Below are 24,812 nucleotides of genomic sequence, written 5' to 3' on the forward strand. Positions count from 1 at the left end.
GAATCAGCTGAGGTTGAGCTTGGCGATCAACGGCTGGACGACCTTGATGATGTCGATGACGGCGCTGAGGGTGTTGATGGAACCCATGTTTCGGTCCTCCGTGTCGTATGTACAGGTGTGTATGTACAAGGTTGTGTCTGCGTGGTGTTTCTGTACGACCTTGTGTCGCAGACACAAGTTAGCAAACTGGACGCTTGTTTGGGTCGAAATGACCGCTTTGCGCTGAAGTTGCTGAAAAGTTCACGGATTGTTCAGGAACGTAAACAAAAAACAGGCCGGACTCCCCGAAGTCCGGCCTGTCGATGACGCTTTGCGATCAGCTGAATGCCGAAAGTGCGCTGATGAGGCCGATGCCCGCAACTGCGACCTTGAGGACACTCAAGACGTCTTCGAGCTTGACACCCTCGGGCAATACGTTTTCGACAGACTCCATGTTGGATCCTTCATGTGTTGGGGTCGTGGTCCAGTGCCACTGCAAGCAAGATACCCAATCGTGACCACCTGTGAAACCCCGGCGCGAAGATCACAGTTGTGTTGCGCCGGACTCACTGGCCGTCGCGGCAACGGTGGCTGCCACTATTTGCTCCACGCTGATGCCCGCTGCCGGTAGGCAGTGGTAGAAGATTCGTTCGCAAAGGTCGACCATTTCGCCTCGCTCGAGCGTCGGCTCGTCGATCCAGTTGACGACGATTTCCTCCATGAATGCCTGCCACCCGGCGATTGTCGCCTCCACGGTCGCATTCGATTCGATGCCTAGATTCGTCAGCGCAGCGACGATCCACGTGGTGAAAGTGCGGCGCATGCCTCGGTAGATCGTGCGCATTCGAACGTCGCCACTGCCGGCCATACGCATCACGGCGAGGTAAATGGTGGGGTGCTCGATAACGGCGTCGACGAATGTCTCGATACCTGAGCGCAGCTGGGACGTGATGGGTAGCTCGGGATCCGGTCGCATTCGATCTTCGAGATCGGCCGAGGCGGCCTCGAGGATGGCGTTCTGGAAACCCTTCTTGTTCTTGAAGTAGTGGAACAGCAGTGGCGGCGAGACACCGGCCTCGGCTGCGACGCGATCCATCGACAGTTGGTCGAAAGGCTCGGTCCGCAACATGTGTACTGCCACCTCGAGGATTTGCCTCTGACGGTCTTCGGGGGAGCGGGGGACTGCAGCCATTCCGTCATCTTATGTATTGGTTCGAATGGTTCATTGACTTTTACTCAACGCTGTCTATAACGTGAGGTAACACATACGTGAGGCGAGGAGTCCAACAGTGTCTGCTTTCGACATCGTGGTCAACGACGGGTTGTGGTTCGACGGGACGGGGGCTCCAGGTCTGCGTCGTAATCTCGGAATTCGAGACGGCGTGGTCGCGGAGGTGTCCACGACGCGCCTCGAGATCGGGCCGGACACAGAAGTGATCGACGCGGCCGGCAAATGGGTTCTCCCCGGCTTTGTCGACGTCCACACGCACTACGACGCCGAAGCCTTGGTCAGTCCAGGGCTTCCGGAATCGGTTCGCCACGGCGTCACGACGGTCGTGCTCGGCAATTGCTCGCTGTCGACGGTGTATTCGACGCCGCGCGAGATCGCGGATCTGTTCAGCCGGGTCGAAGCAGTTCCCCACGACGCGGTGCTGCGCATCCTCGAAGCGAACAAGACCTGGACCGGTCCCGCGGCGTACACCGCCGCCCTCGAAGCCCTTCCCCTCGGACCCAATGTCGCGGCCTTCATCGGTCATTCCGATATCCGCACGCACGTACTCGGACTGGGGCGCGGTACCGACAAGAAGGTCAAGCCGACTCGCTCGGAACTCGGCCGGATGGGCTCGATGCTCGAGGACGCCATCGACGCTGGGATGCTGGGCCTGTCGTCGATGACCAATGCCCTCGACAAGATCGACGGCGACGAATATCGTTCTCGCTCTTTGCCGTCGACGTATGCACGGTGGAAAGAGTTCCGATTCCTCAATCGCATCCTTCGTGATCGCGGAAAGATCTTGCAGAGCGCTCCGACCATCAACCTGCATCCGAACGTCGCGGCGTTCTTCGCCGAAAGCTCGGCGATCGGGCGCAAGAAGCCGCTCAAGACGTCGCTGCTCTCCGGCGCGGATTCGAAGGCCTACCCGGTGATCGTGTACTTCATGCTCGCTGCGGCCCCACTGCTCAATCGCTTCGCCAAGACCGATTTCAAGTGGCAGCACCTTCCGGTTCCCTTCACCGTCTACGCGGATGGAATCGACCTGGTCGTGTTCGAGGAGTTCGGTGCCGGCGCCGCCGCTTTGCACCTCAAGGACCAGGTGGAGCGCAACGAACTGCTCCAGGACGAGTCGTACCGTCGCGCATTCCGTAAGGACTACGACAACAAGTTCTCACCCCGCATCTGGCATCGCAATTTCTACGATGCGGTCATCGTGGGATGCCCGGACGAGACGTTGATCGGCAAGAACTTCGGTCAGGTCGGTGACATCCGCGGAGTGCACCCGGTGGACGCGTACCTCGACCTGGTGGTGAAGTACGGGCGAGATCTTCGCTGGCGCACCACCATTGCCAATCACCGGCCCAAGTTCGCGAAGAAACTCGCCGCGAGTTCCGGTGTGCAGATGGGCTTCGGCGATGCCGGCGCGCATCTGCGCAACATGGCGTTCTACAACTACCCGGTGCGACTCCTCAAGCGCGTCAAGGACGCTCAGAGTGACCGCAAGCCGTTCCTCACCATCGAGCGCGCAATCCACCGCCTGACGGGCGAACTGGCGGACTGGTACGGCATCGACGCCGGGCATCTACGCCAGGGTGACCGCGCGGACTTCGTTGTCATCGACCCGGCCGGGCTCGACGAGTCGGTGGACGGGTTGTTCGAGGCAAAGGTTCCCGAGTACGGCGGGATCAGCCGGATGGTCAACCGCAGCGACGACGCAGCGGTCGCTACGGTGATCAACGGCCGACTCGTCTACCGCGAAGGTGAATTCGCCCCCGGATTCGGAATCGAAAAGACAGGTCAGTTCCTGCGTGCCGGTGAAAAGGCTCCGGTTACCAGGGCCGCGAAGACTAGCGTGGCGCTATGACTACACCGGCGGATCGCCTCACCTCGTACTCCCGGTCCGGGCTGACCTTCGACGTACGCGACGAAGGACCCGCCGACGGTCCGGTCGTGGTTCTCCTGCACGGGTTTCCGCAGGATTCCCGCTCATGGGATCACCTTGCGCCGTTACTGCACGCCCGCGGCTTCCGGACCGTCGCACCGGATCAGCGAGGGTACTCACCCGGCGCCAGGCCGAAAGCGCGCTGGGCGTACCGTGGGTCCGAACTCGCCGCTGACACTGTCGCACTGATCGACGCGCTCGCGGTGGGCAAAGTGCACCTGGTCGGCCACGACTGGGGTGCCGCAGTCGCATGGCAGGTGGCCGCCGAACGGCCGGACTTGCTCGATACCGTGACCGCGGTGTCGGTTCCGCACCCACTGGCGTTCGTCAAGGCGATGGTGACCAGCACACAGGGACTGAAGTCGTGGTACATGGGGGCGTTCCAATTGCCCTTCGTCCCCGAGAAGATTCTGTCCTCCACGTCGGCAGGTGAAAAGTTCCTGATTTCGAGCGGGCAGACGCCGGAGAACGCGCGGCGCGATCTGAACGCCATGCTGGCTCCCGGTCGGCTACGCGGCGGTCTGAACTGGTACCGCGCGATGTGGATGACCAAGCCGAACCCCGCAACTGCCAGGGTCACCGTGCCGACCCTGCACGTCTGGAGTGACGGCGACGCCGCCATCGGCCCCAAAGGGTCTGCGCTCACCCCCGCGTTTGTCGACGGCCCGTACCGGTTCGAGGTTCTCAGCGGCGTGAGCCACTGGATTCCGGACGAGGCGCCGGTCGAGTTGGACCGACTGCTGGGTGAGCATCTCAGCAGCTGACTGAGTTTCGTACTGAAGCCCCCGCCGTTCGGCGGGGGCTTCAGTCGTCAGCAAGGTCGTCGACCAACCGTGGTCAGCGAGCTCCGAATCGCTCTTCCACCTGCTCCTTCGTCAGGCCGAACTCCTCGAGCGTGTACTTGTGCGACGGTTTGCGAGCACCGGAGCGGCTTTCCTCGTGCATTGCCTCCATCGACTGCTGCGCAGTAGATGTCAACGGAATGTCGAAGTGCGTGTAGATATTCTCGACGGTTCCCAGCGGATCGGTGACGAAGTCCTGATAGTCGACGTCGATGAACTGTGCGGGATTGTGGTGTGCGCGTGCACTGTCGAACTGCTCGAGCCCCCTGGCCCACAATTCGAGCTGACTTTCGCCGATCACCTTGTCGGTGAACGTGTTCGACCAACCCTCTGTCGCCTGGGCGGCCAGGCTGCATACCGACGGAATGATCGTCGTAGGGGAGCGGTGAGTCTGGATGACGAGAGCGTCGGGGTACGCCTCCATCAATTCGTCGAGCGCGAACAGGTGGCTCGGGTTCTTGAGGACCCACCGTCGATCCTGATCGGGCAGACCGATCAGCTGCAGGTTCTTCTTGTGTCGTGCATAGGCGTTCGACCACTCCTGGTCCTTCAGCCATGCGGAGTACGTGGGTAGATTCGCCAGGCACTCGTACGACACGGACTTGAACGTCTGACGCAAGAGTTGCCAACATTCTTCGACTTCGCTGGCGGACATGTAGTGCACGCCCATGAATTCGGGATGCTCGACGTGGTGTTGACCGAATGTCTCCTCGATCTTGGCGAAGACCGGGTTCGATTCCCACGTATCGCGAGGCGGGCGAGGCTGAGGGAACTCGGTCAGCCACATCTCGAGGCCCTGGTGAGCCGGGTCGACCGTGAGGAGGCGGTGCAAGGCAGTGGTGCCCGTCCGTGGCAATCCGGTGACGAAGATCGGCCGCTCGATCTTGACGTCGGCGTGCTCCGGATGCCCCTTCCATGCAGATTCACTGAGCAGACGTGCCACCAGGGCGCCTCGAAGGAATACCCGAGAGATCTTGCTGCCGAAGGGCGTCAGATCCTCGTCACGGTCGTAGGACTCGAGCAGGACCGACAGAGCTTCGGTGTAATCGTCGACGCCGAAGTCCGTCAGTCCGGTCATCCGTGTCGCCGAGGCGTGGAGATCCTCGACGGTGCCGACGTGAGTGCGTTCAGTCATGGTGCTCCTAGTGATGGAATTCGCCGCAGTTGACGTCGATGCATTGGCCGGTGATCGCGCTGGCCATCGGAGACGCCAGGAAGATCGCCGCGTCGGATACTTCATCCGTCGTCGGCAGGCGCTTGAGGTCGGTGTTCGACGCAGTGTGCTCGTAGATCTGCTCGACGGTCATGCCGAACTTCTCCGCCTGGTGCGCGAAGTATCCCTTGAGGGTGTCGCCCCAGATATAGCCGGGTGCAATCGAATTGACACGAATTCCCTGCGGGCCGAGTTCGGTGGCCAGGGACTGCGACATGGCGAGCAGGGCCGACTTCGCCATCTTGTAGCTGCCGTAACGCTCTTGCGAATGCCGCAACACCATCGAATTGATGTTCACCACGGAGCCGTCCGACTCGGCAAGTGCCGGCGTGAACAGCTGAGTCAGGCGCAACGCCCCGAGAACGGTCAGTTCGATGCTGTCGCGGATGTGCTGGTAATCGGTGCGAGCCAACGGTTTCATCGACGGAATCGAGAATGCATTGTTGATCAGAGTGTCGACTTTGCCGTAGGCGGCAATGGACTCGGCCACCAGATTCTCGGCGGAAGCCTGGTCGGTGATGTCGGTGGCAACGGTGACGGCGCGCCCACCGGCATCGACTATTTCTTTCGCAACGTCGTCGAGTCGCGATTGCGTACGTGCTGCGAGAACAAGACTTGCGCCGGCCGACGCACATCGAAGGGCCAGAGCGCGGCCGAGTGCCGGGCCGACTCCGGAGATGACTACTACGCGGTCTTCGAGCAAGGCGGTCATGATTACCCCAGCATTCGGTTGTCGATGGCGGCCTGGCGCTGGGCAATGCGTGCTGCCCAGTCCTCGGCGGTGATGGCGTTGGTGTCGAAATGCGGCAGGTGCTTCGCAATATCTGCGACGGCGACGATTTCGACGGTGGGACCGTCCTGCGGCGTCAGCTCGCGGGAAACGCGCTGCCAACGGAACTGCAGAATGCCGCGCGGATGTCCGACGGTTTCGATCCAGTTGGTGACACCGGGGTTCTTCTCGCTGACCACCATTCGAACCATCCCGTCCGGATCGACCTGTGCCTGGCCGTTGTTGAGGGAGGTCTGATGATTGACGTAGTCCAGTGAGATGTACCAGAGGCTCCCCAGTTGGAAGCCGAGATACGGTGCGTCGGAGGCGGGAACGGTGATGATCATCGCCTGCTCGTCGGTGAGTTCGTAATGTCCCACCGACGAGTACTGCGTTGCCAGCCCGCCCGGTGTCAGGCGTGGTTCGGTCATGGTGTTGACCGCGAGCTTGAGGTAGAACCACTCCGGGAACTGGAGCCACGTCTTGACCCGCGTGACCAGTGCCTTCCCAGCCCGGGCGTAACGCTTCTCGGTCTCTTCGGCGGTGAGAGGTGGCGGCGCGATCCCGATCGAATCGGTGCGCTCGATGCGGATCACGCCGCGCTGCTGACTCCAGTCGCTGTAGACCTCGCGAACAACCAGCTGCGAGGATCCGGGCGCCAGGGTGTAGTAGTTGGCTCGTCCGTCGGCGGGGCCGGGGCCGAACCAAGCGACGAAGTTGCCGTCGTCGTCTATCTCCAGCTCGCGGTCGTCGAAGGCGATTTCGCTTCCGGGAACGTTCGAGTTGGTGTAGTTCCCACTCAACACTTGGAAGCTGAGATCGGCTGTGGTGCCGCGCTTTCCGGTGACCTTGTATTCCTTGTCGTCGTTGATTCGGGCGCCGAAGTACAGAGTGTCGGGGTTGTCGAGGCCCATCTTGGTGAATGGTCCGGTGCCCTGGATGAAACTCGGATGGGTCTTTTCGCCGGCCCAGGCGGCATGCGTCGTCGCGATGATTCCGCCGGCCAGATATTGGTATCCCTCCAGTAGATCCTGTTCGGATCTGATGTGCGGCGCAGTCTCGATCAATTTCTCGGCTTCGGCGATCGCCTCGGCAAACGGGTCCGTCAGCACGCTGGCTCCTCACAGTTCCGACTATGTCGCCGGTCCAGAGCGTCGTGGTACAAATATGTACCTATTTGGTAGATGTTGGGTATTTCGACAATAGAACGCGTTCTAGGGAGTGGTCAATGGGTGGACCGGAGAAGACGCCTGAAGAGGGACGCCCGAGGGGGAGACAATCGCCTCCCACCGAACGGGTGGTTCAGGTGCTCGACTACCTCGTCGGCCGCCCTGATCAGCGGTTCGGGCTGTCGGAACTGGCCCGCGCGCTCGAGATCAGCAAGCCCACCTGCTTGGGAATCCTCACGGCGCTGGCTGATCGTGGATACCTGACTCGGGACGAGGTGTCGAAGACCTATGGGCTCGGTCCGGCCTTGATCGCGGCCGGACGTGCAGCTCAGCGAGGATTTGCCGTCGGACCCATTGCCCGTACCCATCTGGAGAAAGTGAGCACGGAGTTCGGGACGACGTGCACGGCGTCCGGTGTGATCGGTGATCAGATCAGCGTTCTCGAAGTGACCGGACCGATCGGCGCGCGTCGCGCTGCCAAGGTCGGTCAGGTGTACCCGTTCGCTCCGCCGGTCGGGCTGATGTACGTCCTCTGGGGTTCGGATCACGACATGGACAGTTGGCTGAGCAAAGAGCCGAGCCTGCCGGTGCGCTTGGATCGCGAGCGTCTGTGGAACGTGGTCCGCGAGTGTCGGGCTGCGGGATATCTGGTCGAGAGTCTGGATCCCGTCGGGCAGCGACTGCACACGCTGATGGCGGGCGTTGCGACGCACGATCTTCCGCCGGAGGTGCGTGAACTGCTCGGTGAGATGGTGTCGAGCCTGGGCGAGAGGGTGTATCTCGGACGCGACATCAGCTCTGACGACGAGCATCCCGTCAGTCTCATCGCGGCCCCGACCTACGACGCCGAGGGGCATCAGGCCCTTGTGCTGACACTTTATGTGGGTGGGGCGATCACGGGCGCCGAGATCGAGCGCCGCGCCGCGGTGCTGGTTGCGGCGGCGGATGCGGTGACGGCGGAAGTTGGTGGCAGGAGTCCGGTTCGCGGTCTGTGACGTCTTATTGCCGGTCATTGACCTTTGGGTAGAACGAGTTCTATTCTGTGATTGCGTTCAATTTAGAACCAGTCCGGTACATAAATGTACCGATGCGGAAATGGTGTTCCGCACGGAGTACGTGATGCTCAGGAGCGAAAGACATGGCAACACTCCAGACCCCGCCCGCCTACGAGTTGTCGCATCTGCGAGCACTCGAAGCGGAGGCGGTCCATATTTTCCGCGAAGTCGCAGCGACTTTCGAAAAGCCGGTCCTCCTGTTCTCCGGAGGTAAGGATTCCGTCGTGATGCTGCACGTAGCGGCCAAGGCATTCTGGCCTGCCCCACTGCCGTTCGCTGTGATGCACGTCGACACCGGTCACAATTTCGACGAGGTGATCGAATTCCGCGATCAGACGGTCGATCGCTTCAACCTGCGTCTTGTCGTCTCCAGCGTGCAGGACGACATCGACGCCGGTCGCGTCATCGAGGACACCGGAGTCGGTTCCAGTCGCAATCGCCTCCAGACGCACGCGTTGCTGCGCGGAATTCGCGACAACAAGTTCGACGCCGTGTTCGGTGGTGCTCGCCGAGACGAGGAGAAGGCGCGCGCCAAAGAGAGGGTGTTCAGCTTCCGGGACGAGTTCGGGCAATGGGATCCGAAGGTGCAGCGACCTGAACTGTGGAACCTGTACAACGGCAAACACCGTAAGGGCGAACATATTCGGATCTTCCCGCTCTCGAACTGGACAGAGCTCGACATCTGGCAGTACATCGAGAGCGAGCAGATCGACCTCCCCGGCATCTACTACGCCCATCGTCGCGAGGTGGTTCCACGCGACGGAATGTTGTTGGCACGCACCCGTTTCCTCGAGCTTCGCGCCGGCGAAGAGTCCTACGAGGCGTTGGTGCGCTTCCGTACGGTCGGCGACGCAACGTGTACCGGATGTGTCGAATCGTCGGCCGAAACACCGGGCGCTGTCGTGGAAGAAGTTGCGGCGAGCCGTATCACGGAGCGTGGCGCAACCAGGGCTGATGACCGGATTTCCGAAGCTGGCATGGAAGATCGTAAGAAAGAGGGGTACTTCTGATGCCGCAACTGCTGAGAGTCGCTACAGCGGGCAGTGTCGACGACGGAAAATCGACACTCATCGGCCGGTTGCTCTACGACTCCAAGTCGATCTTCGAGGACCAACTCGAGGCCGTGGAACGGAGCAGTCGAGAACGCGGCGACGAGTACGCCAACCTCGCGCTACTGACCGACGGATTGCGCGCCGAGCGTGAACAGGGCATCACGATCGACGTGGCCCACCGGTATTTCGCGACCCCTCATCGGAAGTTCATCATTGCGGACACTCCCGGGCACGAGCAGTACACCCGCAACATGGTGACCGGCGCGTCGACGGCCGATCTTGCCCTGATCCTGGTGGATGCTCGCAAAGGGGTGCTCGAACAGACGCGGCGGCACGCCTTCTTGTCCACTCTCCTGGGGATACCGCACCTCGTGCTGTGTGTGAACAAAATGGACCTCGTGGGCTGGTCTCAGGAACGGTTCGAGGAGATCAAGGAAGAATTCCGACAGTTCGCGATCAAGTTGGACGTCCACGACCTGACGTTCATTCCGGTCTCGGCGCTGTTGGGGGACAACATCGTTGCCCGGACCGAGAACATGTCCTGGTACGACGGGCCTTCTCTGCTGCACCATCTCGAGCAGGTGCACATCGCGTCGGATCGCAATTTGATCGACGCGCGTTTCCCGGTGCAGTACGTGATCCGTCCGCAGAAGCAGACCGACGCCGACCTCCACGATTTCCGTGGATACGCCGGAACGGTGGCCAGTGGCGTCTTCAAGCCCGGCGACGAAATCGTGGCTTTGCCTTCAGGATTCACCTCGACGGTGAAGGCAGTCCACGGGCCGGGTGGTGACGTGATCGACGAAGCGTTTGCGCCCTCGGCCGTATGCATCGAGCTGACCGACGACCTCGACGTCAGCCGCGGGGACCAATTGTGTCGGCTCAACAACCGGCCGCAGGTCGGGCAGGAAATCGATGCGATGGTCTGTTGGTTGACCGAACAGACAACTCTGTCGGAGAACAATCGCTACTCGTTGCTGCACACCACGCGCTCCACGAAAGCGCAGATCGTCAAGCTCGACTACCGGCTGGACGTCAATTCTCTGCACCGCGACGAGAAGGCAGAATCTCTGTCCCTCAACGAGATCGGCCGCATCTCGATCAAGACGCAGCAGCCGTTGATGTTCGATCCCTACCGCCGCAACCGCGTGACGGGCAGCTTCATTCTCGTGGACGAGACCACGGGCAATACCGTCGCCGCCGGAATGATCAATGGTCCGACACTCAAGGAATCGCGCGTCGTCTGGCACAGTTCGGAGGTTTCTCGCGAGGAACGTGCGACTGCCGGCGCCACCGTCTGGCTCACCGGTCTCTCGGCCTCGGGTAAGTCGACGATCGCGGTGGAACTCGAGCGGCGGTTGGTGGCCGCGGGTATCCCGGCGTACCGCCTCGACGGCGACAACCTCCGGCACGGATTGAACGCGGATCTGGGATTCAGTGCCGATGACCGCGCCGAGAACGTCCGCCGAGTCGGCTCGGTGGCGCAGTTGTTCGCTGATTCAGGTGCAGTGGCAGTGGCCTGCCTGATAAGCCCGTACCGCGAAGATCGTGATCGAGTGCGGGCGGCGCACGAGGCCGCCGGGCTGAAGTTCGTCGAGGTCTACGTCGACACCCCGATCGAGCAATGTGAAGCCCGAGACCCCAAGGGCATGTACGCCAAGGCCAGGGCCGGGGAAATCACGGGATTCACCGGAGTCGACGATCCCTACGAAGCTCCGACAAGTCCCGAGCTGGTGATCAGACCCGAAGACGGAACGCCTACCGAACTTGCGCTGCGAATTATGGAAGTGTTGGACCGGTGAGCGAATCCACACACAGCAGAATCGCCGACGAGGCACTCGCGGCGGAATTGGCGCAGGCCGCCGGTGCGATCCTCCTGGGGATCCGAGCCGAGGGTCTGGGTGTCGACGACGGTCGTGAACTGGGTCGCCGGGGCGACAAGGCCGCCGATTCCTACATCCTCGACCGGTTGGCTGCCGAGCGGCCGGGCGATGCCGTGCTCTCTGAGGAATCTGCCGACGATCGCAGTCGTCTGGATGCAGCTCGGGTCTGGATCATCGATCCGCTGGACGGCTCCAAGGAATACGGCTTGCCGAATCATGCGGATTGGGCAGTGCACGTGGCGCTTTGGGAGCGCGGTAGCGGAATTACCGCAGCCGCGGTTGCTCAGCCGGCGCTCGGAGCGGTGTACTCCAGTGGCGACGAGGCAGCTTCGGTTGCCGCCAACTCGCCGCTCCGCGTAGTAGTCAGCGGATCGCGACCACCCGCATTCACCGAAGCGGTGGCAGCCGAACTCGGCGCCGACGTGGTGCACATGGGATCGGCCGGCGCCAAGGCGATGGCGGTGGTGCGCGGCGAGGTCGACGCGTACCTGCACGCCGGTGGGCAGTGGGAATGGGATTCGGCTGCACCCGTCGGCGTCGCACAGGCGGCGGGACTGCATTGCAGCCGCATCGACGGTTCGCCGCTGCTCTACAACGAATCGCATCCGTACCTGCCGGATCTCGTGATCTGCCGACCGGAGTTGTCGGAGTCGATCCTGGGCGCAATTGCCAAGCACTCCACGGAGTCTGCGGTAAGCGGACGCGTCGCCATGGCGCGTGAATACGTGAACGCATTGCTCACTCATGACGCAACGAAGGTCCGCTTCGCCGCCGACGCCTGGCGGGTCGAGAACGGTCAGCGAACCGGTGACAGCGGAGCCTTCATCAGCAACGAGCTCGAACAAGGCCAGCAATATCGCGGAATCGTGGCGATACGTGAACTCGCGCTGCGTGAGTGGGGCGAGAGCGTCGTAGCCCGGTATCTGCTCGACCTCGGAACACCTGGCCAGGCACCGGCCGTCACAGTTTTCGTCACCGAGTACTTCGGGATACCGGCAGGCGAGATCGAAAGCATCCTGGCAATCATCGAACCCCACGAAGACGATTCGAAAGAGGCTGGAACACAATGACATCGGACAAACTGATCACCGATTTCTGTGCGCTGTGGGCAGCCGCCGATGTTGCAAAGATCGTCGACTACTTCACCGATGACGTCGTTTATCACAACATCCCGATGGAGCCCGTGGTCGGTCGCGAGGCCGTCCGGGCGTTCATCGAGCAGTTTGTCGGTGCCTTCGGCAACATCGACTTTCAGATCAAGCGTCAGGTCGCGGACGGCAACACCGTCATGAACGAGCGCGTCGACGTTTTCACCATCAACGGCGCCGAGGTAGCGCTCCCGGTCATGGGGGTGTTCGAAGTCGAGGACGGAAAGATCAAAGCCTGGCGCGACTATTTCGACATGGCGCCGATCAATGCGGCAGCCGGCCAGGCCTGATCGGGGCGCCTACTCCGCGATGACAGCGTGCGGGTAGTCCGACGAGCGGTGCTGGAAACGTGTGATGGCGGGATTCACGATGACGCCGTCCCGGATTTCGATGGCCCGATCGACGGTCTCGTCTGCCTTCCAGGCCGTCTCTCCTGCCATCACAGTGGGCAGGTAGGGAAGAAGTGATTCGCTGATCTCCCACGACGCGGAGTTCCACAGGTACGACGGGCTGTGATCGACGCCGTAGTAAGTGATGTTGTCGCCGACGATGAAGGTCGGATCCGCGAACGAGGTGGGACGAGCCCAGCTGAACCCCATGCCTTCGTCGCACGAGACGTCGACGATGAGGCTTCCCGGTTGGAAGTCCATGAGATCTTCCTCGGTCAGGAACGTCAGTGGGGCGTCCGTGTTCTGCAGTACGCAGTTGACGACGATGTCGTGCTCGGCCAAGAAGCCGGGCACCGGCACGCTGTGGTTGTCGAGCATGACGTGGCTGCCACGGACGTCACCGTTGTTGTTGTCGAACGAGACCATGCGCGCCGAGTGGATGGGGGAGCTGACCGCGGTGACTCCACGCTGGGTGAGGACGTCCACTTCGTGGATACCGTGCGCCTTGAGTGCTGTGACCGCGCCGCGTGCAGTGGCTCCGAAACCGATCACGGCAGCGGTGAGACGCCGGCCGTAATCACCGGTGGAACCGATCAACTGCAGGGCGTGCAGTACCGAGCAATAACCGGCGAGCTCGTTGTTCTTGTGGAACACATGCAGATTGAACGATCCGTCGCTGTGCCAGAAGTTCATGGCCTCGAAGGCGATGAGAGTCAGTTTCTTGTCGATCGCGATCTGTGTCAGTTCGGTGTCCTGGACACAGTGCGGCCAGCCCCAGAGAACCTGACCTGACCGTAGTTCGGCGAGGTCACGCACCAACGGCTTCGGTAGCAGAACCACATCGGTTTCCGCCAAAATCTGCTTGCGCGTGCGGATTCCGGCAACGAGGCGCGAGAGGTAGTCGTCGGAGTAGCCGAAGGGGTGGCCGTAGCCTTCTTCGAGGTAGATCCGAGAACGTAGTTCGGCATCGATGCGATCGAAATGCGCAGGATGGATCGGCAACCGGCGTTCTGCCGGTTTGCTCGACTGTCCGATGACTCCAAGGGTGCGTGCGTTGTTCAATTGTGTATCTCTCGATAGGAGCAGGTAGAGATGTCAGGCAGGAGCCTGAGGGACTAGCAGAAGCCGCAGGAACGCTGGCAGATTGCCTCGGCCAGGACCGCGTGAAAGCGTGCTGGCTGCGCTGCTGTCGATCGCCGACGGCAACAGAAAGGCGCGTCGGTATGTGCTCAGTCTAGTCCGGAACGGCCCTCGCCCGGTGGCCGGGCGCTGTGTCGTGCTCCGCTGACGTGTGGCTACTGCTCGCGCAGGCGTGAATCCAGTACGGCCAGTTGGATTTTGCTGGCGTCCGCGTGTACCTGACGTCCTTTGTCGGTGACGTCGACGAAGACTCCGCGCCGGTCGGCCTCGCACAGTGCTCGCTGAACCAGTCCGGCCTTCTCGAGACGGGCCACGCTACGGGAGAGCGCGCTGGGACTCAGGTACATCTCCGAGGCAAGCTCCTGCATGCGTGGACGTTCGCACGTGGCGTCCATGAGTCGGTCGAGAGCCTCGAAGTCGCTCATGCTCAGCCCATGCGCCGACTGCATCTGGCGATCGAGTTCGCACGCGATGTCGTTGTAGCTGGTCGACAGCGAGCGCCAGGTGTTGCGCAATTCGGATTCCGACGTCACGACCGCATTCTAGTTGAAGACTCGATTACGTGCAATTGCATTAAATGCTTGTGCATTATGTGCATGTGCATCTATTCTCGCTGACGTGACTTGCACAGACTCGACACTCAAACCATTCGATTCGCCGGAAGCCCCGGTTTCTACGGAATCCTCGGATCCGGCCACAGGGGAGGGCTGGTCCCTCAAGCTGTGGGGCATCCTCGCGGTGCTCTGCCTCGTGTTGTTCCTCGACGGTCTCGATGTGTCGATGGTGGGCGTCGCGCTTCCGTCCATCGGCAATGAACTGGGCCTGTCCACTACCTCGCTGCAGTGGATCATCAACGGCTACGTCCTCGGATTCGGCGGCCTGTTGCTACTCGGTGGACGTACCGCCGATCTTCTCGGGCGCAGGAAGGTCTTCCTGATCGCACTGACCGTGTTCGCAATCGCCTCGCTGGTCGGTGGCCTTGTCGACAACGGAACACTGCTGATCGCATCACGATTCGTGAAGGGATTGGCTGCGGCCTTCACCGCTCCGACCGCAATGTCCATTCTCACCACGACGTTCAAGGAAGGTCCGGCCCGTAACCGTGCGCTGTCGGTGTTCTCCGTGTTCGGCGCCAGTGGTTACTCGTCCGGTCTGATCCTCGGTGGGCTGTTGACCAGTGCCGGTTGGCGATTCACGTTCCTGATGCCGGTTCCGTTTGCCGTCATCGCGCTGATCGGTGGGTACTTCCTCATTCCGCGGGACCGTCCCGCAGATACCGGGGGACACGACCTCGTCGGCGCCGTCACCCTGGTGACGGGAATGCTTCTCACGGTGTACACGATGGTTTCGGCTCCGACCCGTGGATGGGCACACCCGATGACGCTGGGTTCGTTCGCCGTCGCAGCCGTGCTTCTGGCGACGTTCTTCTTCGTGGAGAAGAAGGTGGCGCATCCGCTTGTGCGACTTGGGCTTCTGCGCGTCGGCACCATCGTTCGTGCAAATCTGGCCATCATCGCGCTCTTCGGTTCCTACCTGAGCTTCCAGTTCATGATGACGATCTTCCTGCAGTCGGCCCTCGGCTGGTCGCCCCTGAAGATGGCGATGGCACTGCTGCCCGCGGGCATCATCGTCGCATTCGGATCGCCGTTCGTCGGACGGCTGGTCGACCTGTACGGCAGTGCCAAGCTCATCATCGCGGCACTGACCTCGCTCAGCGTCGGGTACCTCTGGTTCCTCTTCGCGGGCAGCGATTCACCGTCGTACGTCGTGGCGATTCTGCCGAGCGTCATCCTGCTCGGACTCGGATTCGCGCTGGGGTACACCTCGATCATGGCCCAGGCCACCTCGGGTGTCGACGACTCGGAGCAGGGTTTGGCGTCCGGGCTGGTGAACACCTCCGCTCAGGTCGGTGCGGCGCTCGTGCTCGCTCTGACCACTGCCCTCGTAACCGCTGGATCGCACACCGCGTCCGGCGCCGGTACCGCCGGATTCGAGCAGTTCCATCCCGGACTGATCCTGGTCACCGGGGTCGCGCTGGTGGGCTTGGCGATCACCGTCTCGCCGCTGGTACGTGGAAGGTCGCTGCGGGGAAGCTCCGCACGTGAAGGGCGCGCTGAGGAAGAAAAGGAATTGGCCGAGGTCAACTGAATACTCGCTTCATCCGCGAATGCGCTCGGCCGCGTAGGAGACAATCCTGCGCGGCCGAGTTGCTGTGTCTGAACTATCGGGTGGCAGATTTCAGGGCTGCGTCTTTCAGAGCAGCGTCTTTCAGTGCTACGTCGAAGCTCGTCGACGTAGCTTGCGAACCGAGAATCAAGGCAAGGCGCACCAACATGGCTTCGCGGTCGGACGGATCAGCCTGATCCAGTGCATTCGACAGTGTCAACCAGACGTGTTCGCGGCGGCCCTCGTCGTCGATCACAGTCGTCGTGACGGACTGTTGCGAGTCGAAGTGCGTCGGCGCAGTGCCGGCGGTGAGGTGCTTGGCCACGTCGTTCAATTGCGTGGGATCGCTGATGCGGCACAGCACCAATCCGTCGGGCCGAATCACGAAGATCTCGCCGACACGAGCGCCGAGGGCAGATGCGAGATTGCCTTCGGCATCGGGAACCGTGGAGCAGGTAGTTCCCACGGTGATCACGCGCACGGTTTCCGGTGCAAGGGCCTGAGCAAGGATTTCGGCTTGCGTGTCGAGTTCGGATACCAGCTCAGCTGACAGTCCGAAAGCCAGTAGGCCGAATCCAGTACCGCGCAGACTGTTCAAGGAGGTAGATGAACCGTCCGCCGAGACCTGGACGACTCTGTCTTCCAACGGATCGCCGGGTAGTACGCCCTCGGCGCCCGCAACTGTGGGCCACGTCAGCGGCGAGAGCCGGGCGTGCGTCGCACTCGACTGGCGCGGGTTGATGAGGTGCGCGAATTCGCCTCGCTTGGTGGCGAGTTCGAGTACGGCATCGCGGGTGGTCCGGTAGCCGTGACTGCCGGGCGACATGATGAGCGTCGACTTGCCTGCGTTGTCGACGTTCTGCTGCCACGCGCTGCGACGTTCCTTCGAATACGCGTCGAGGATGGTGGAATCGGCAGCTCCGTTGATGACGGCGGCTAGTTGCCACACCAGGGTCTCGGCGTCTTCCATGCCCGAGTTCAGGCCGCGCACACCGAAGATCGGAACGAGATGCGCGGCGTCGCCGGCAAAAAGCACACGGCCGTGAGTGAAATCTTCCAGAGCGAGTGCGTGGGCGCGGTAGAAGCCGAACCATTCCAGGGTCCAGGGGATGTCGCTCTGGAGCCATTCGAGGTGACGCGTGATGCGGTCACGGATGCGATCTTCTTGCGTCTCCTCTTCCGGATCGTCCGAGGCGTCGAGCTGGTAGTCGATGCGCCAGATGTCCCGTGGTTGGCGATGCATGATGATCGTGGACCCCGGGTTGCTGGGTGCGTCGAACCACACCAGACGCTCGGCCGGGAGTTCCGATTCCCAATGAATATCGGCAATGACGTAGTTGCCCTCGTAGCTGTTGCCCTGCAAGCGGATTCCGCTGAGTTCGCGCATCTTGCTGCGTCCACCGTCGGCGGCAACGACCCACGCCGCGCGCAGTTCGCGGGTTCCGAACGCGGTGTCGACGGTCAGAGTCACCTCGTCGTCACCGACGGAGATGCCGGCGATCGACGACGACCAGTGGAAGTTCACCAGTGGGTGAGCGAGCAGCTTGTCGGTCATGATCTGCTCGAACTCGGATTGCGAGACGTTGACCATGGGTCCACGCGCGTCGTGCTCGGCGGATGCCATGCGGAACTGCAGTACTTCCTGATCGCGGTAGTAACTCCGACCACCCACCCACGGCAGAACGATGTCTTCGAGCTCGGCACCGAAGCCGAGGCGTTCGGCAACTTCGAGGCTGTGGCGTGACACGCAGATCGCGCGACTGCCGAACGAGACCTGATCGGCCGCTTCGAGAATCGTGACGGCAATGCCGCGCTGCGCCAAGCCCATGGCTACGCCCATGCCGACGGGGCCGGCTCCGACGATCACGACGGGAAGTGCGTCGGCCGAAGGCGCCAGGGAGGCGAAGTCCTCGGGTGCGTACTTCTTCGGATGAAAGTAGGTCGACATGGTCACGAGGCTTTCTGTGCGGCAGTGTTTTTCGGGATCAGTTGAGGTTCCGGGAGCAGCAGGATGGAAACCAGGCTGATCACGGCAATGATCACGAAGTAGGCGGTGATGGCGAACGAGGTGTCGAAGGCGGCGTAGAGCGCGGTGGCGATCATCGGGGCCAGACCGCCGCCGAGGATTGCGCCGATCTGGTAGCCGAGTGACGCTCCGCTGTAGCGGATGTGTGCGGGAAACAATTCGGCGAACAGTGCCGCTTGTGGGCCGGCGCAGCAGCCGAGCGTGAAGCCGAGGGCGATCATCGATACGAGCATCACCGGAACGATCGCTGTGTCGATCAGCGGAAAGAACACCGCTGCCGCCACTACCAGGGTGATCGAACTGCGGATGTAGACGGTCCGGCGTCCGAGAGTGTCCGACTTGTGAGCGCTGAAAGCCATTCCCGCCATCCAGAACGGGCAGGATGCGATGAGAAGAAAGAGCATCGTGGTCTTGCTGAAGCCGAGTTCGGTCTCGCCGTACTTGAGGACGTAAACCATGTACGCGTACGCGATTCCGTTGGTGGCGATGAAGGTTCCACCGGCGAGGAGCACAGTCTTCCAGTGTCTGGTGAGAACCTCGAGAATCGGCATGGACTCCGCCGGTGCCTCGGACTTCGACGCGGTGAACTCGTCACTTTCCTCGAGGCCGAGACGGATCCACATCGCAACGCCCACCAGAACTGCGCTGAGCAGGAACGGGATTCGCCATCCCCAGGAGTTGAATGCATCGTCGTCCATGAAGGCGGCGAGGGGGAGATAGACGAGATTGGCCACCAGTACGCCTGCGGGAACACCGATTTGTGGTGCGCTGCCGTACAGCCCCTTCCTGCCCTCGGGTGCGTTTTCGGTGGCGACCAGAACTGCGCCGCCCCACTCGCCGCCGACACCGAGTCCCTGAACGAATCGCAAGGTCACCAGGAGTAGGGGGGCAAAGACGCCGATAGCGGCGTAGTTGGGTAGCAGCCCGATGGCAACGGTGGCGCAGCCCATCAGCATCAACGAGGTGACCAACATGGATTTGCGTCCGATGCGGTCGCCGAAGTGGCCCATCACGATTCCGCCGATGGGACGCGCGACGAATCCGACGGCGAGGGTGGCGAAGGCGGCGAGGGTGCCGGCCAGATCGGACGTGCCGGGGAAGAACTGCTTGCCGAGCACGAGTGCGGCGGCGGTGCCGTAGATGAAGAAGTCGTACCACTCGATGGCGGTGCCGACAAAGCTGCCGAGGGCGGCCTTACGCGCCTTGACCGTCGCGGCGGCGCGCGTTGCGGTCGGTGAGGCGATGGAGGTCATGAAGTGCCTTTCGAGATGAATGTGGCTTGAAGAAACAATGACGTGCGCCACAACAATTGAAAAGCGAAAGAATTGGAGGTTCTTGCACGGAAAATACGTGGAACCAGCTCCGCTGCCTGGTAGCGGGACTATTGGGCAGGTTCTGAGGGTGAAACGAATTCTATGAAAGCGCGTGCGACGCGGCTGAGGCGAGTGTTCTGGTGCCAAGCGAGAACTACGTGCACCGACGGCACGGCGGGGGAAGCGATGGTCTTGACGACCACCTCGAGCCCCTCGTACGTGACGTCGATCTTGGGCCGCTGGAGTAGCAGCGTCCAGCCGAGGCCACGGCCGACAAATGCCCTCGCCGTCTCGAAGTTCGCAGTTCTGTAGGCAACCTTCGGGGCGAATCCGCCTGCGCGACAGACGTCGAGCGCGTGTTTGGTGCTCGGCGGCGCGTCGAGGAGAACCATCGGGTGTTCCGCGAGGTCCGGAAGATGGATCGATCGCTCGGACCGCGCGAGTGGGTGTTCTGCACCCAGGACGATCAAGGGTTCGCGGATGGCCAACGGAACTGTGCGCAATTGTGGAGACAGGTCCAGGTCGTAAGCGATCGCGAGGTCCAACTCGCCGTTCTCGAGATGTGTCTGGAGCCGATTCTGAGTGTCCTCGCGGAACTCCACCTGCGCGTCAGGATTCTCACGGGTGAACCCGGCGATCATCGACGGCAACACCGTCGGCCCCAGAGCGGGATAACAGCCGATCGCTATGGGCCCCGACACGCTTCCGCCGGTTCCGAGCGCATCGGATTCGAGTTCCCCGGCTTGCTGAAGTAGCGCCCGGGCGCGCACCAGAACCGCTTCACCGGTGCGGGTGAGTTGAATGCCGAATGAGCGACGGCGAACGCACAGTTGAACTTTGAGCGCGCGTTCGAGTTCGGTGAGCGCCGCGGACAGGGCGGAAGGAGAGAGGTGCAGGCGCTCGGCCGCGGCACTGATCGTTCCGGTCTCGGCTACCGCGACAAACGCGGCCAGCTGACGCATCGTGTACGTGGGAGCAGGATCGATGCGAGGCATGAGATCGACAGTAGTCGGGTAGATTGCCCTGAATATTTTGGTGTGGCACCGTGAAGAGGTCGACGATCAATCGCTGACCTGCGTCTTCGTGGTGCCCCCGGCAGGATTCGAACCTGCGACCTTTCGCTCCGGAGGCGAACGCTCTATCCCCTGAGCTACGGGGGCGCACCGAATACTCGGTGTGCCGATTGGGCTGCGTTAGCGTAGCGCATCACGGGGGGACAAGACCAAACCGGCACCCGTCTCGGCATGGCGTCCTCGCGTGAGGCTGTCGAGGATGTGGCCGGGGACCATGGTCGTCGAATCATCTGTACCGACTGACTCGGATGCTTTTTACGCCTAGGCTCGGCTCTGAGCACAGGCTCGGGCGGACTGCTCGGGCACCCTCGTGAGGTACGGGAGTCGTTGATGACCGATCACCACTATTCCGAAGACCAGCTCGCGCTCGACCTGAAGTGGTGGGCAGCGGCCAACTACCTGACCGTCGCGCAGATCTATCTGAAGGACAACACGCTTCTGCGGGAACCGTTGCGTGCCGAGCACATCAAGCCCCGACTGCTCGGGCACTGGGGGACCAGCCCCGGCTTGTCGATGATCTACACGCTCCTCAATCGGCACATCGTCGCCACCGGCGCAGACTGGCTGTACGTGACCGGTCCCGGGCACGGCGGTCCGGCGCTGGTCGCGTCGACGTATCTCGAGGGAACGTACTCGGAGATCTATCCTGAAGTCTCGGACGACGCCGAGGGCATCCACCGGATGTGTCGGCGATTCTCCGCTCCCGGCGGAGTGCCCAGCCATGTGAGTGTGCAGACACCCGGAAGCATCCACGAAGGCGGCGAACTCGGCTACGCCCTTGCCCATGCGGCCGGCGCTGCCTTCGATCATCCGAACCTCGTGGTGGCCTGTGTGATCGGCGACGGCGAAGCGGAGACCGGGCCGTTGTCCGGTTCGTGGAAGCTCCCGGCGTTCCTGAATCCACGACGCGACGGCGCGGTGCTGCCGATCCTGCACGTGAACGGTGCCAAGATCGCCGGGCCGACGGTCTACGGACGCAGCAGCGACGAAGACATCCAGGCCTATCTTGGTGGACAGGGGTGGGCGCCGATCGTCGTCTCCGGTGACGACCCCGACGCGGTGTTTCCTCAGCTGTATCAAGCGATCTCGCAGGCGTACGAGAAGATCCGCGAGATGCAGGGTGCCGCACGCCGCGGAGAGGAGTGGACGGGTTCGTGGCCGGCAATCGTGTTGCGGACGCCGAAAGGATGGACCGGTCCACACACCGTCGACGGAATCTTGGTCGAGGGCACACATCGTGCGCACCAGGTGCCGTTGTCCGGCGTGCGAAGCAACGAATCACATCTGCGGCAACTCGAAGAGTGGATGCGGTCGTACCGTCCGGACGAGTTGTTCGACGCCAACGGATCACTCGTCGCGGAACTGGCGGCGCTGTCGCCGACGGGGGACAAGCGCATGGGGAGCACTCCCTACGCGAACGGTGGACGACTTCGCGTCGATCTCCCGATGCCGCCGCTCGAAAAGTACGCGCTTCCCATCCAATCCCCGGGTTCGACCTTCCACGAGACGACGCGAGTGCTCGGCGAGCTTCTGCGCGACATCTACGCCGCCACGGAAACCGAGGACAGCGGCGGGATCTTCCGACTCTTCTGTCCGGACGAGACGTCGAGCAATCGCCTCGGCGCCGTATTCGAGACAACCGATCGCTGCTGGCAACTGCCGATCACCGACTACGACGACGGGCTGTCCGCGGACGGTCGTGTCATGGAGGTCCTCAGCGAGCACCTCTGCGAGGGATGGCTCGAGGGCTATCTGCTGTCGGGCCGACACGGGATGTTCGCGAGCTACGAAGCATTTGCGATGGTGAGCGTGTCGATGCTCATCCAGCACGCCAAGTGGCTCCAACATGCCGTCGACCTGCCGTGGCGGGCGTCTGTTGCTTCGCTCAACGTGCTGCTGACCAGTACGTGCTGGCGCAACGATCACAACGGATTCAGTCATCAGGGCCCCGGCATGATCGACGCCGTTATTCCCTTGGCCCCCAGTGTGATCCGCGTGTGGTTGCCGCCGGATTCCAACACCTTGCTCTCGATCTCGGATCACTGCCTGCGTAGCACCGACCACGTCAACCTGATAGTCGTGGACAAGCAACCACACCTGCAGTACCTCACGCTCGAGCAAGCGCACGAGCACTGCGCGGCGGGCGCTTCGGTCTGGGAATGGGCCGGAACCGAGGCTCGCGGACAGGAACCGGACGTGGTCCTGGCCGCCGCGGGAGATGTGCCGACGCAGGAGATCCTGGCTGCTGCACAGTTGCTGCGCGATCACACACCCGAACTGATCACCCGCGTCGTCAACGTCGTCGATCTGATGGCCTTGCTGACGCCAACCGAGCATCCCCACGGATTCGGGGAGCGGGTCTTCCTCGATCTGTTCACCGCGCAGACCGACGTCGTGTTCGCATTCCACGGATACTCGCGTGCCGTGCACGAACTGATTCACGGGCGTCCGAGTCCCGAGCGCTTCCACGTTCGCGGATTCAGTGAACAGGGAACAACCACAACACCGTTCGACATGGTTGTCCTCAACAAGATGAGCCGCTACCACCTGGTGATCGAGGCGCTACGACGCTCCAAGCGTCGGCCGGCCGGGGCGTCCGAGTTGGCGGAGTTCTGCCGCACACAGCTCGAAAAGCACTCGCGTTACATCGTCGAGCACCTCGAAGACATGCCGGAAGTAGAAAACTGGACCTGGTCCTGAAATTCAGGACCAGGCCCAGTTGGGTCTGAACAATTGCGGCTCAGTGCAGTGCAGTGCAGTGCAGTTCAGTTCATGGGCAGTGGCACTGCGCCGCGAGCTGCCAACATGTCGGTCATCAGCTTGGACTCGCTCTGCTGCGTGTTGACCATCGTCTGCGCCAGGCTGCGCACCGGCCCCTCGGTGGCGTCGGCTGCTGCGTACTCCATCATCGGAAGCCCACCTTCGTGGTGACGAAGCATCAGCTGCAGGAACAAAGTGTCGAGTTGCAGACCTTCCGCTGCGCGGAGAGCCGCAAGGTCCTCGGGGGACGCCATGCCGGGCATCGTGTCGACCGGCCCGGAATGACTCATGTCCATCGTGGCCGAAGTCCCGTGCGATCCATGGCCGGAGCCCGAATCCGACGACATCCACTCCATGTACGGGCCCACCTTGGACAGCGGCTGATCCCACATGGTCAGCCACGCCTGCATCTGACCGAGCTGGTTCTGCTGCGTGGTCAAGATGTCGAACGCGAGCGTGCGTACGTCGTTGTCCGTGGACTTCGTCAGGGCGATGGACGCCATGTCGACGGCCTGGCTGTGATGCACGCTCATGTCCTGCGCGAAGCCCACGTCCACCGAATCCGAAGCCGGAACGGTCAGTGACGACTTCGCATCGGGTCCGAGGAGGTTGGTCAGTGCGCCGAGCGCAAAACCGACGGCGATCGCGCCGATCAGACCGATGATCAGCAGTGCGGTGCGCTGACTCGGCTTCGAAGACTGATCGGTGTTCGTCGAACTATCCACCGGCGGGAATCTGTTCGTCGGTGGCCGGGGTAGCGCCCGTGCCGTCCATCTGGATGGCGTCGGCGCCCGGAGGTGTCGGATCGAACGGCGACGTCGACGGAGTGAACAGCGGGTTGGTGCAGCTCGCGCCGACCTCGGGGTAGACGTTCGGGTTCTGGTTCAGCGCAGTGATGAACTGATCGATGCGATCGTCGTCGGCCTTGTCGATCTCGAGGCGATGGCCCCACGACTGCAGAGAAATGGGGCTGCTCTGACCGGGGTACGGCGACATCAGCATGTAGGACTTGCCGTTCACGCGTCCGGCGAGACTGTCGATCTGGTCCTGGTCGACGAGATCGGGGTTGTACGTGATCCAGATGGCGCCGTGCTCGAGCGAGTGGACGGCGTTCTCGGTGCGAATCGGGTCGGCGTACACGGTTCCGGTGCAGTTAGCCCAGGTGGCGTCGTGTGGGCCACCGAACGGCGGGGTCTGGTCGTACGCCACGCGCTGAGTGGAATCGACGTGCTGGCCGGCCGGGTACTCGATCTTGAGGACGCCGTCGATCTTGTCCGACGGATCCTTGTTCTCCGAGCTGTACTTGTACGGCTCGAGGGCCTGCCGCTCCTCGACCTTGGGCCACAGATTGATACCGAGCACGGCGATGAGTGCGAGCACAGCCACACCGGCGCCGATCGACAGCCAGGGGATCTGGCGGGGAGCGGGGACGCCGCCCTTGCCCTTCTTGGCCGGCCGACTGTTCTTGTTGGCGGCCTTGATGGCCTTGGCTGATTTGGCCCCGGAGTTCTTGTTGGGACCGCGACTATCGGAACCGCTTGGCATCGATTGGGCTCTTTCGGTGTGTGGGCTTGAGGTGTGGCGCGCCCGCGCATGAAGGTACGCGGTGGTAGCTCGGGCATTACCACTGTACTTTCCGAGTCTGAGGGCAAACTTTGAGAGTGGCGTGCGACACGC

General features: G+C 62.2%; 21 protein-coding genes and 1 tRNA gene. 9 read left to right on the forward strand and 13 right to left on the reverse strand.

What is annotated here, in order from left to right; genetic code table 11:
- Positions 1-3: 3 nt before the first annotated feature.
- Both ABIE52_RS32445 and ABIE52_RS32450 read right to left on the reverse strand, forming a co-directional pair.
- Complete coding sequence (locus ABIE52_RS32445) at positions 4-129, reverse strand: hypothetical protein (protein ID WP_003941303.1); 126 nt, start codon at positions 127-129, stop codon at positions 4-6.
- A gap of 394 nt (positions 130-523) precedes the next feature.
- Complete coding sequence (locus ABIE52_RS32450; RefSeq protein WP_192713363.1) at positions 524-1,171, reverse strand: TetR/AcrR family transcriptional regulator; 648 nt, start codon at positions 1,169-1,171, stop codon at positions 524-526.
- A 97-nt stretch (positions 1,172-1,268) separates the two neighbouring features.
- On the opposite strand from ABIE52_RS32450, the gene ABIE52_RS32455 reads away from it, so the two are divergent.
- Both ABIE52_RS32455 and ABIE52_RS32460 read left to right on the forward strand, forming a co-directional pair.
- Positions 1,269-3,059 carry an N-acyl-D-amino-acid deacylase family protein gene (locus tag ABIE52_RS32455; RefSeq protein ID WP_003941306.1) on the forward strand — a complete coding sequence of 597 codons (1,791 nt, stop codon included), beginning with the start codon at positions 1,269-1,271 and terminating at the stop codon, positions 3,057-3,059.
- The gene (locus ABIE52_RS32460) at positions 3,056-3,901 is read left to right on the forward strand and encodes an alpha/beta fold hydrolase (RefSeq protein ID WP_054186753.1); all 846 of its coding nucleotides are present in this window, start codon (positions 3,056-3,058) and stop codon (positions 3,899-3,901) included. The genes ABIE52_RS32455 and ABIE52_RS32460 overlap by 4 nt, the downstream gene beginning before the upstream one ends.
- A 73-nt stretch (positions 3,902-3,974) precedes the next feature.
- On the opposite strand, the gene ABIE52_RS32465 is transcribed toward ABIE52_RS32460, so the two are convergent.
- The 3 genes from ABIE52_RS32465 to ABIE52_RS32475 are packed head-to-tail and all read right to left on the reverse strand — an operon-like array spanning position 3,975 to position 7,073.
- On the reverse strand, positions 3,975-5,114 hold the full coding sequence (locus ABIE52_RS32465) for a sulfotransferase family protein (RefSeq protein WP_192713362.1): 1,140 nt from the start codon (positions 5,112-5,114) through the stop codon (positions 3,975-3,977).
- 7 nt (positions 5,115-5,121) lie between these two features.
- A complete protein-coding gene (locus ABIE52_RS32470; RefSeq protein WP_007726165.1) occupies positions 5,122-5,904 on the reverse strand; it encodes an SDR family oxidoreductase in 783 nt (260 codons plus the stop codon).
- Positions 5,905-5,906: 2 nt separating this feature from the next.
- Positions 5,907-7,073 carry a hypothetical protein gene (locus tag ABIE52_RS32475; protein ID WP_030537322.1) on the reverse strand — a complete coding sequence of 389 codons (1,167 nt, stop codon included), beginning with the start codon at positions 7,071-7,073 and terminating at the stop codon, positions 5,907-5,909.
- A 116-nt stretch (positions 7,074-7,189) separates the two neighbouring features.
- Here ABIE52_RS32475 and ABIE52_RS32480 point away from each other — a divergent pair, with 116 nt between their 5' ends.
- The 5 genes from ABIE52_RS32480 (at position 7,190) to ABIE52_RS32500 (ending at position 12,558) form a co-directional block, all read left to right on the forward strand.
- Entirely contained in the window at positions 7,190-8,125 is a 936-nt protein-coding gene (locus tag ABIE52_RS32480; RefSeq protein WP_047270168.1) for a helix-turn-helix domain-containing protein, read from the forward strand.
- Positions 8,126-8,268: 143 nt separating this feature from the next.
- The gene (gene cysD / locus ABIE52_RS32485) at positions 8,269-9,195 is read left to right on the forward strand and encodes a sulfate adenylyltransferase subunit CysD (protein ID WP_003941285.1); all 927 of its coding nucleotides are present in this window, start codon (positions 8,269-8,271) and stop codon (positions 9,193-9,195) included.
- Positions 9,195-11,039 (forward strand): adenylyl-sulfate kinase, encoded by a 1,845-nt coding sequence (cysC, locus tag ABIE52_RS32490; protein ID WP_003941334.1) that lies wholly within the window; start codon positions 9,195-9,197, stop codon positions 11,037-11,039. Before cysD ends, cysC begins: the two co-directional genes overlap by 1 nt.
- On the forward strand, positions 11,036-12,190 hold the full coding sequence (locus tag ABIE52_RS32495; RefSeq protein ID WP_047270166.1) for a 3'(2'),5'-bisphosphate nucleotidase CysQ: 1,155 nt from the start codon (positions 11,036-11,038) through the stop codon (positions 12,188-12,190). Before cysC ends, ABIE52_RS32495 begins: the two co-directional genes overlap by 4 nt.
- Positions 12,187-12,558: a nuclear transport factor 2 family protein gene (locus tag ABIE52_RS32500; protein WP_042952314.1), complete on the forward strand. Its 372-nt coding sequence runs from the start codon at positions 12,187-12,189 to the stop codon at positions 12,556-12,558. Before ABIE52_RS32495 ends, ABIE52_RS32500 begins: the two co-directional genes overlap by 4 nt.
- A 9-nt stretch (positions 12,559-12,567) precedes the next feature.
- Here the strand turns inward: ABIE52_RS32500 and ABIE52_RS32505 are convergent, their stop codons facing one another.
- Together ABIE52_RS32505 and ABIE52_RS32510 are read right to left on the reverse strand one after the other, a co-directional pair.
- Positions 12,568-13,719 carry a N(5)-(carboxyethyl)ornithine synthase gene (locus ABIE52_RS32505; RefSeq protein WP_007726175.1) on the reverse strand — a complete coding sequence of 384 codons (1,152 nt, stop codon included), beginning with the start codon at positions 13,717-13,719 and terminating at the stop codon, positions 12,568-12,570.
- A gap of 233 nt (positions 13,720-13,952) precedes the next feature.
- The gene (locus tag ABIE52_RS32510; RefSeq protein ID WP_003941367.1) at positions 13,953-14,330 is read right to left on the reverse strand and encodes a MarR family winged helix-turn-helix transcriptional regulator; all 378 of its coding nucleotides are present in this window, start codon (positions 14,328-14,330) and stop codon (positions 13,953-13,955) included.
- Between the two features lie 85 nt (positions 14,331-14,415).
- Between ABIE52_RS32510 and ABIE52_RS32515 the strand changes: the two genes are divergently transcribed.
- Positions 14,416-15,945, forward strand: a complete 1,530-nt coding sequence (locus ABIE52_RS32515; RefSeq protein ID WP_042445539.1) for an MFS transporter — start codon at positions 14,416-14,418, stop codon at positions 15,943-15,945.
- Between the two features lie 73 nt (positions 15,946-16,018).
- Here ABIE52_RS32515 and ABIE52_RS32520 read toward each other — a convergent pair whose 3' ends face one another.
- The 4 genes from ABIE52_RS32520 to ABIE52_RS32535 all read right to left on the reverse strand — a co-directional run bounded on the left by ABIE52_RS32520 (position 16,019) and on the right by ABIE52_RS32535 (position 20,462).
- Positions 16,019-17,911 carry an FAD-dependent monooxygenase gene (locus tag ABIE52_RS32520; RefSeq protein ID WP_192713383.1) on the reverse strand — a complete coding sequence of 631 codons (1,893 nt, stop codon included), beginning with the start codon at positions 17,909-17,911 and terminating at the stop codon, positions 16,019-16,021.
- A gap of 2 nt (positions 17,912-17,913) precedes the next feature.
- Positions 17,914-19,242 carry an MFS transporter gene (locus ABIE52_RS32525; protein ID WP_192713361.1) on the reverse strand — a complete coding sequence of 443 codons (1,329 nt, stop codon included), beginning with the start codon at positions 19,240-19,242 and terminating at the stop codon, positions 17,914-17,916.
- Positions 19,243-19,370: 128 nt separating this feature from the next.
- Positions 19,371-20,297 (reverse strand): LysR family transcriptional regulator, encoded by a 927-nt coding sequence (locus ABIE52_RS32530; RefSeq protein ID WP_192713360.1) that lies wholly within the window; start codon positions 20,295-20,297, stop codon positions 19,371-19,373.
- Between the two features lie 89 nt (positions 20,298-20,386).
- A tRNA-Arg gene (locus ABIE52_RS32535) sits at positions 20,387-20,462 on the reverse strand.
- 243 nt (positions 20,463-20,705) lie between these two features.
- On the opposite strand from ABIE52_RS32535, the gene ABIE52_RS32540 reads away from it, so the two are divergent.
- Positions 20,706-23,075 carry a phosphoketolase family protein gene (locus ABIE52_RS32540; protein ID WP_042445546.1) on the forward strand — a complete coding sequence of 790 codons (2,370 nt, stop codon included), beginning with the start codon at positions 20,706-20,708 and terminating at the stop codon, positions 23,073-23,075.
- A gap of 65 nt (positions 23,076-23,140) precedes the next feature.
- Here the strand turns inward: ABIE52_RS32540 and ABIE52_RS32545 are convergent, their stop codons facing one another.
- Complete coding sequence (locus tag ABIE52_RS32545) at positions 23,141-23,860, reverse strand: DUF305 domain-containing protein (RefSeq protein WP_030537330.1); 720 nt, start codon at positions 23,858-23,860, stop codon at positions 23,141-23,143.
- The gene (locus tag ABIE52_RS32550; RefSeq protein WP_003941378.1) at positions 23,853-24,680 is read right to left on the reverse strand and encodes a thioredoxin-like domain-containing protein; all 828 of its coding nucleotides are present in this window, start codon (positions 24,678-24,680) and stop codon (positions 23,853-23,855) included. Before ABIE52_RS32550 ends, ABIE52_RS32545 begins: the two co-directional genes overlap by 8 nt.
- Positions 24,681-24,812: the final 132 nt, after the last annotated feature.

The organism is Rhodococcus sp. OAS809 (genome assembly GCF_040546695.1).
Classification (GTDB): domain Bacteria; phylum Actinomycetota; class Actinomycetes; order Mycobacteriales; family Mycobacteriaceae; genus Rhodococcus_F; species Rhodococcus_F qingshengii.

Coding starts and splice junctions, on each gene's coding strand:
- ABIE52_RS32450 (WP_192713363.1), bottom strand. CDS start 1,171: ATGGCTGCAGTCCCCCGCTCCCCCGAAGACCGTCAGAGGCAAATCCTC.
- ABIE52_RS32550 (WP_003941378.1), bottom strand. CDS start 24,680: ATGCCAAGCGGTTCCGATAGTCGCGGTCCCAACAAGAACTCCGGGGCC.
- cysD (WP_003941285.1), top strand. CDS start 8,269: ATGGCAACACTCCAGACCCCGCCCGCCTACGAGTTGTCGCATCTGCGA.
- ABIE52_RS32480 (WP_047270168.1), top strand. CDS start 7,190: ATGGGTGGACCGGAGAAGACGCCTGAAGAGGGACGCCCGAGGGGGAGA.
- ABIE52_RS32500 (WP_042952314.1), top strand. CDS start 12,187: ATGACATCGGACAAACTGATCACCGATTTCTGTGCGCTGTGGGCAGCC.
- ABIE52_RS32540 (WP_042445546.1), top strand. CDS start 20,706: ATGACCGATCACCACTATTCCGAAGACCAGCTCGCGCTCGACCTGAAG.
- ABIE52_RS32465 (WP_192713362.1), bottom strand. CDS start 5,114: ATGACTGAACGCACTCACGTCGGCACCGTCGAGGATCTCCACGCCTCG.
- cysC (WP_003941334.1), top strand. CDS start 9,195: ATGCCGCAACTGCTGAGAGTCGCTACAGCGGGCAGTGTCGACGACGGA.
- ABIE52_RS32525 (WP_192713361.1), bottom strand. CDS start 19,242: ATGACCTCCATCGCCTCACCGACCGCAACGCGCGCCGCCGCGACGGTC.
- ABIE52_RS32460 (WP_054186753.1), top strand. CDS start 3,056: ATGACTACACCGGCGGATCGCCTCACCTCGTACTCCCGGTCCGGGCTG.
- ABIE52_RS32520 (WP_192713383.1), bottom strand. CDS start 17,911: ATGTCGACCTACTTTCATCCGAAGAAGTACGCACCCGAGGACTTCGCC.
- ABIE52_RS32470 (WP_007726165.1), bottom strand. CDS start 5,904: ATGACCGCCTTGCTCGAAGACCGCGTAGTAGTCATCTCCGGAGTCGGC.
- ABIE52_RS32530 (WP_192713360.1), bottom strand. CDS start 20,297: ATGCCTCGCATCGATCCTGCTCCCACGTACACGATGCGTCAGCTGGCC.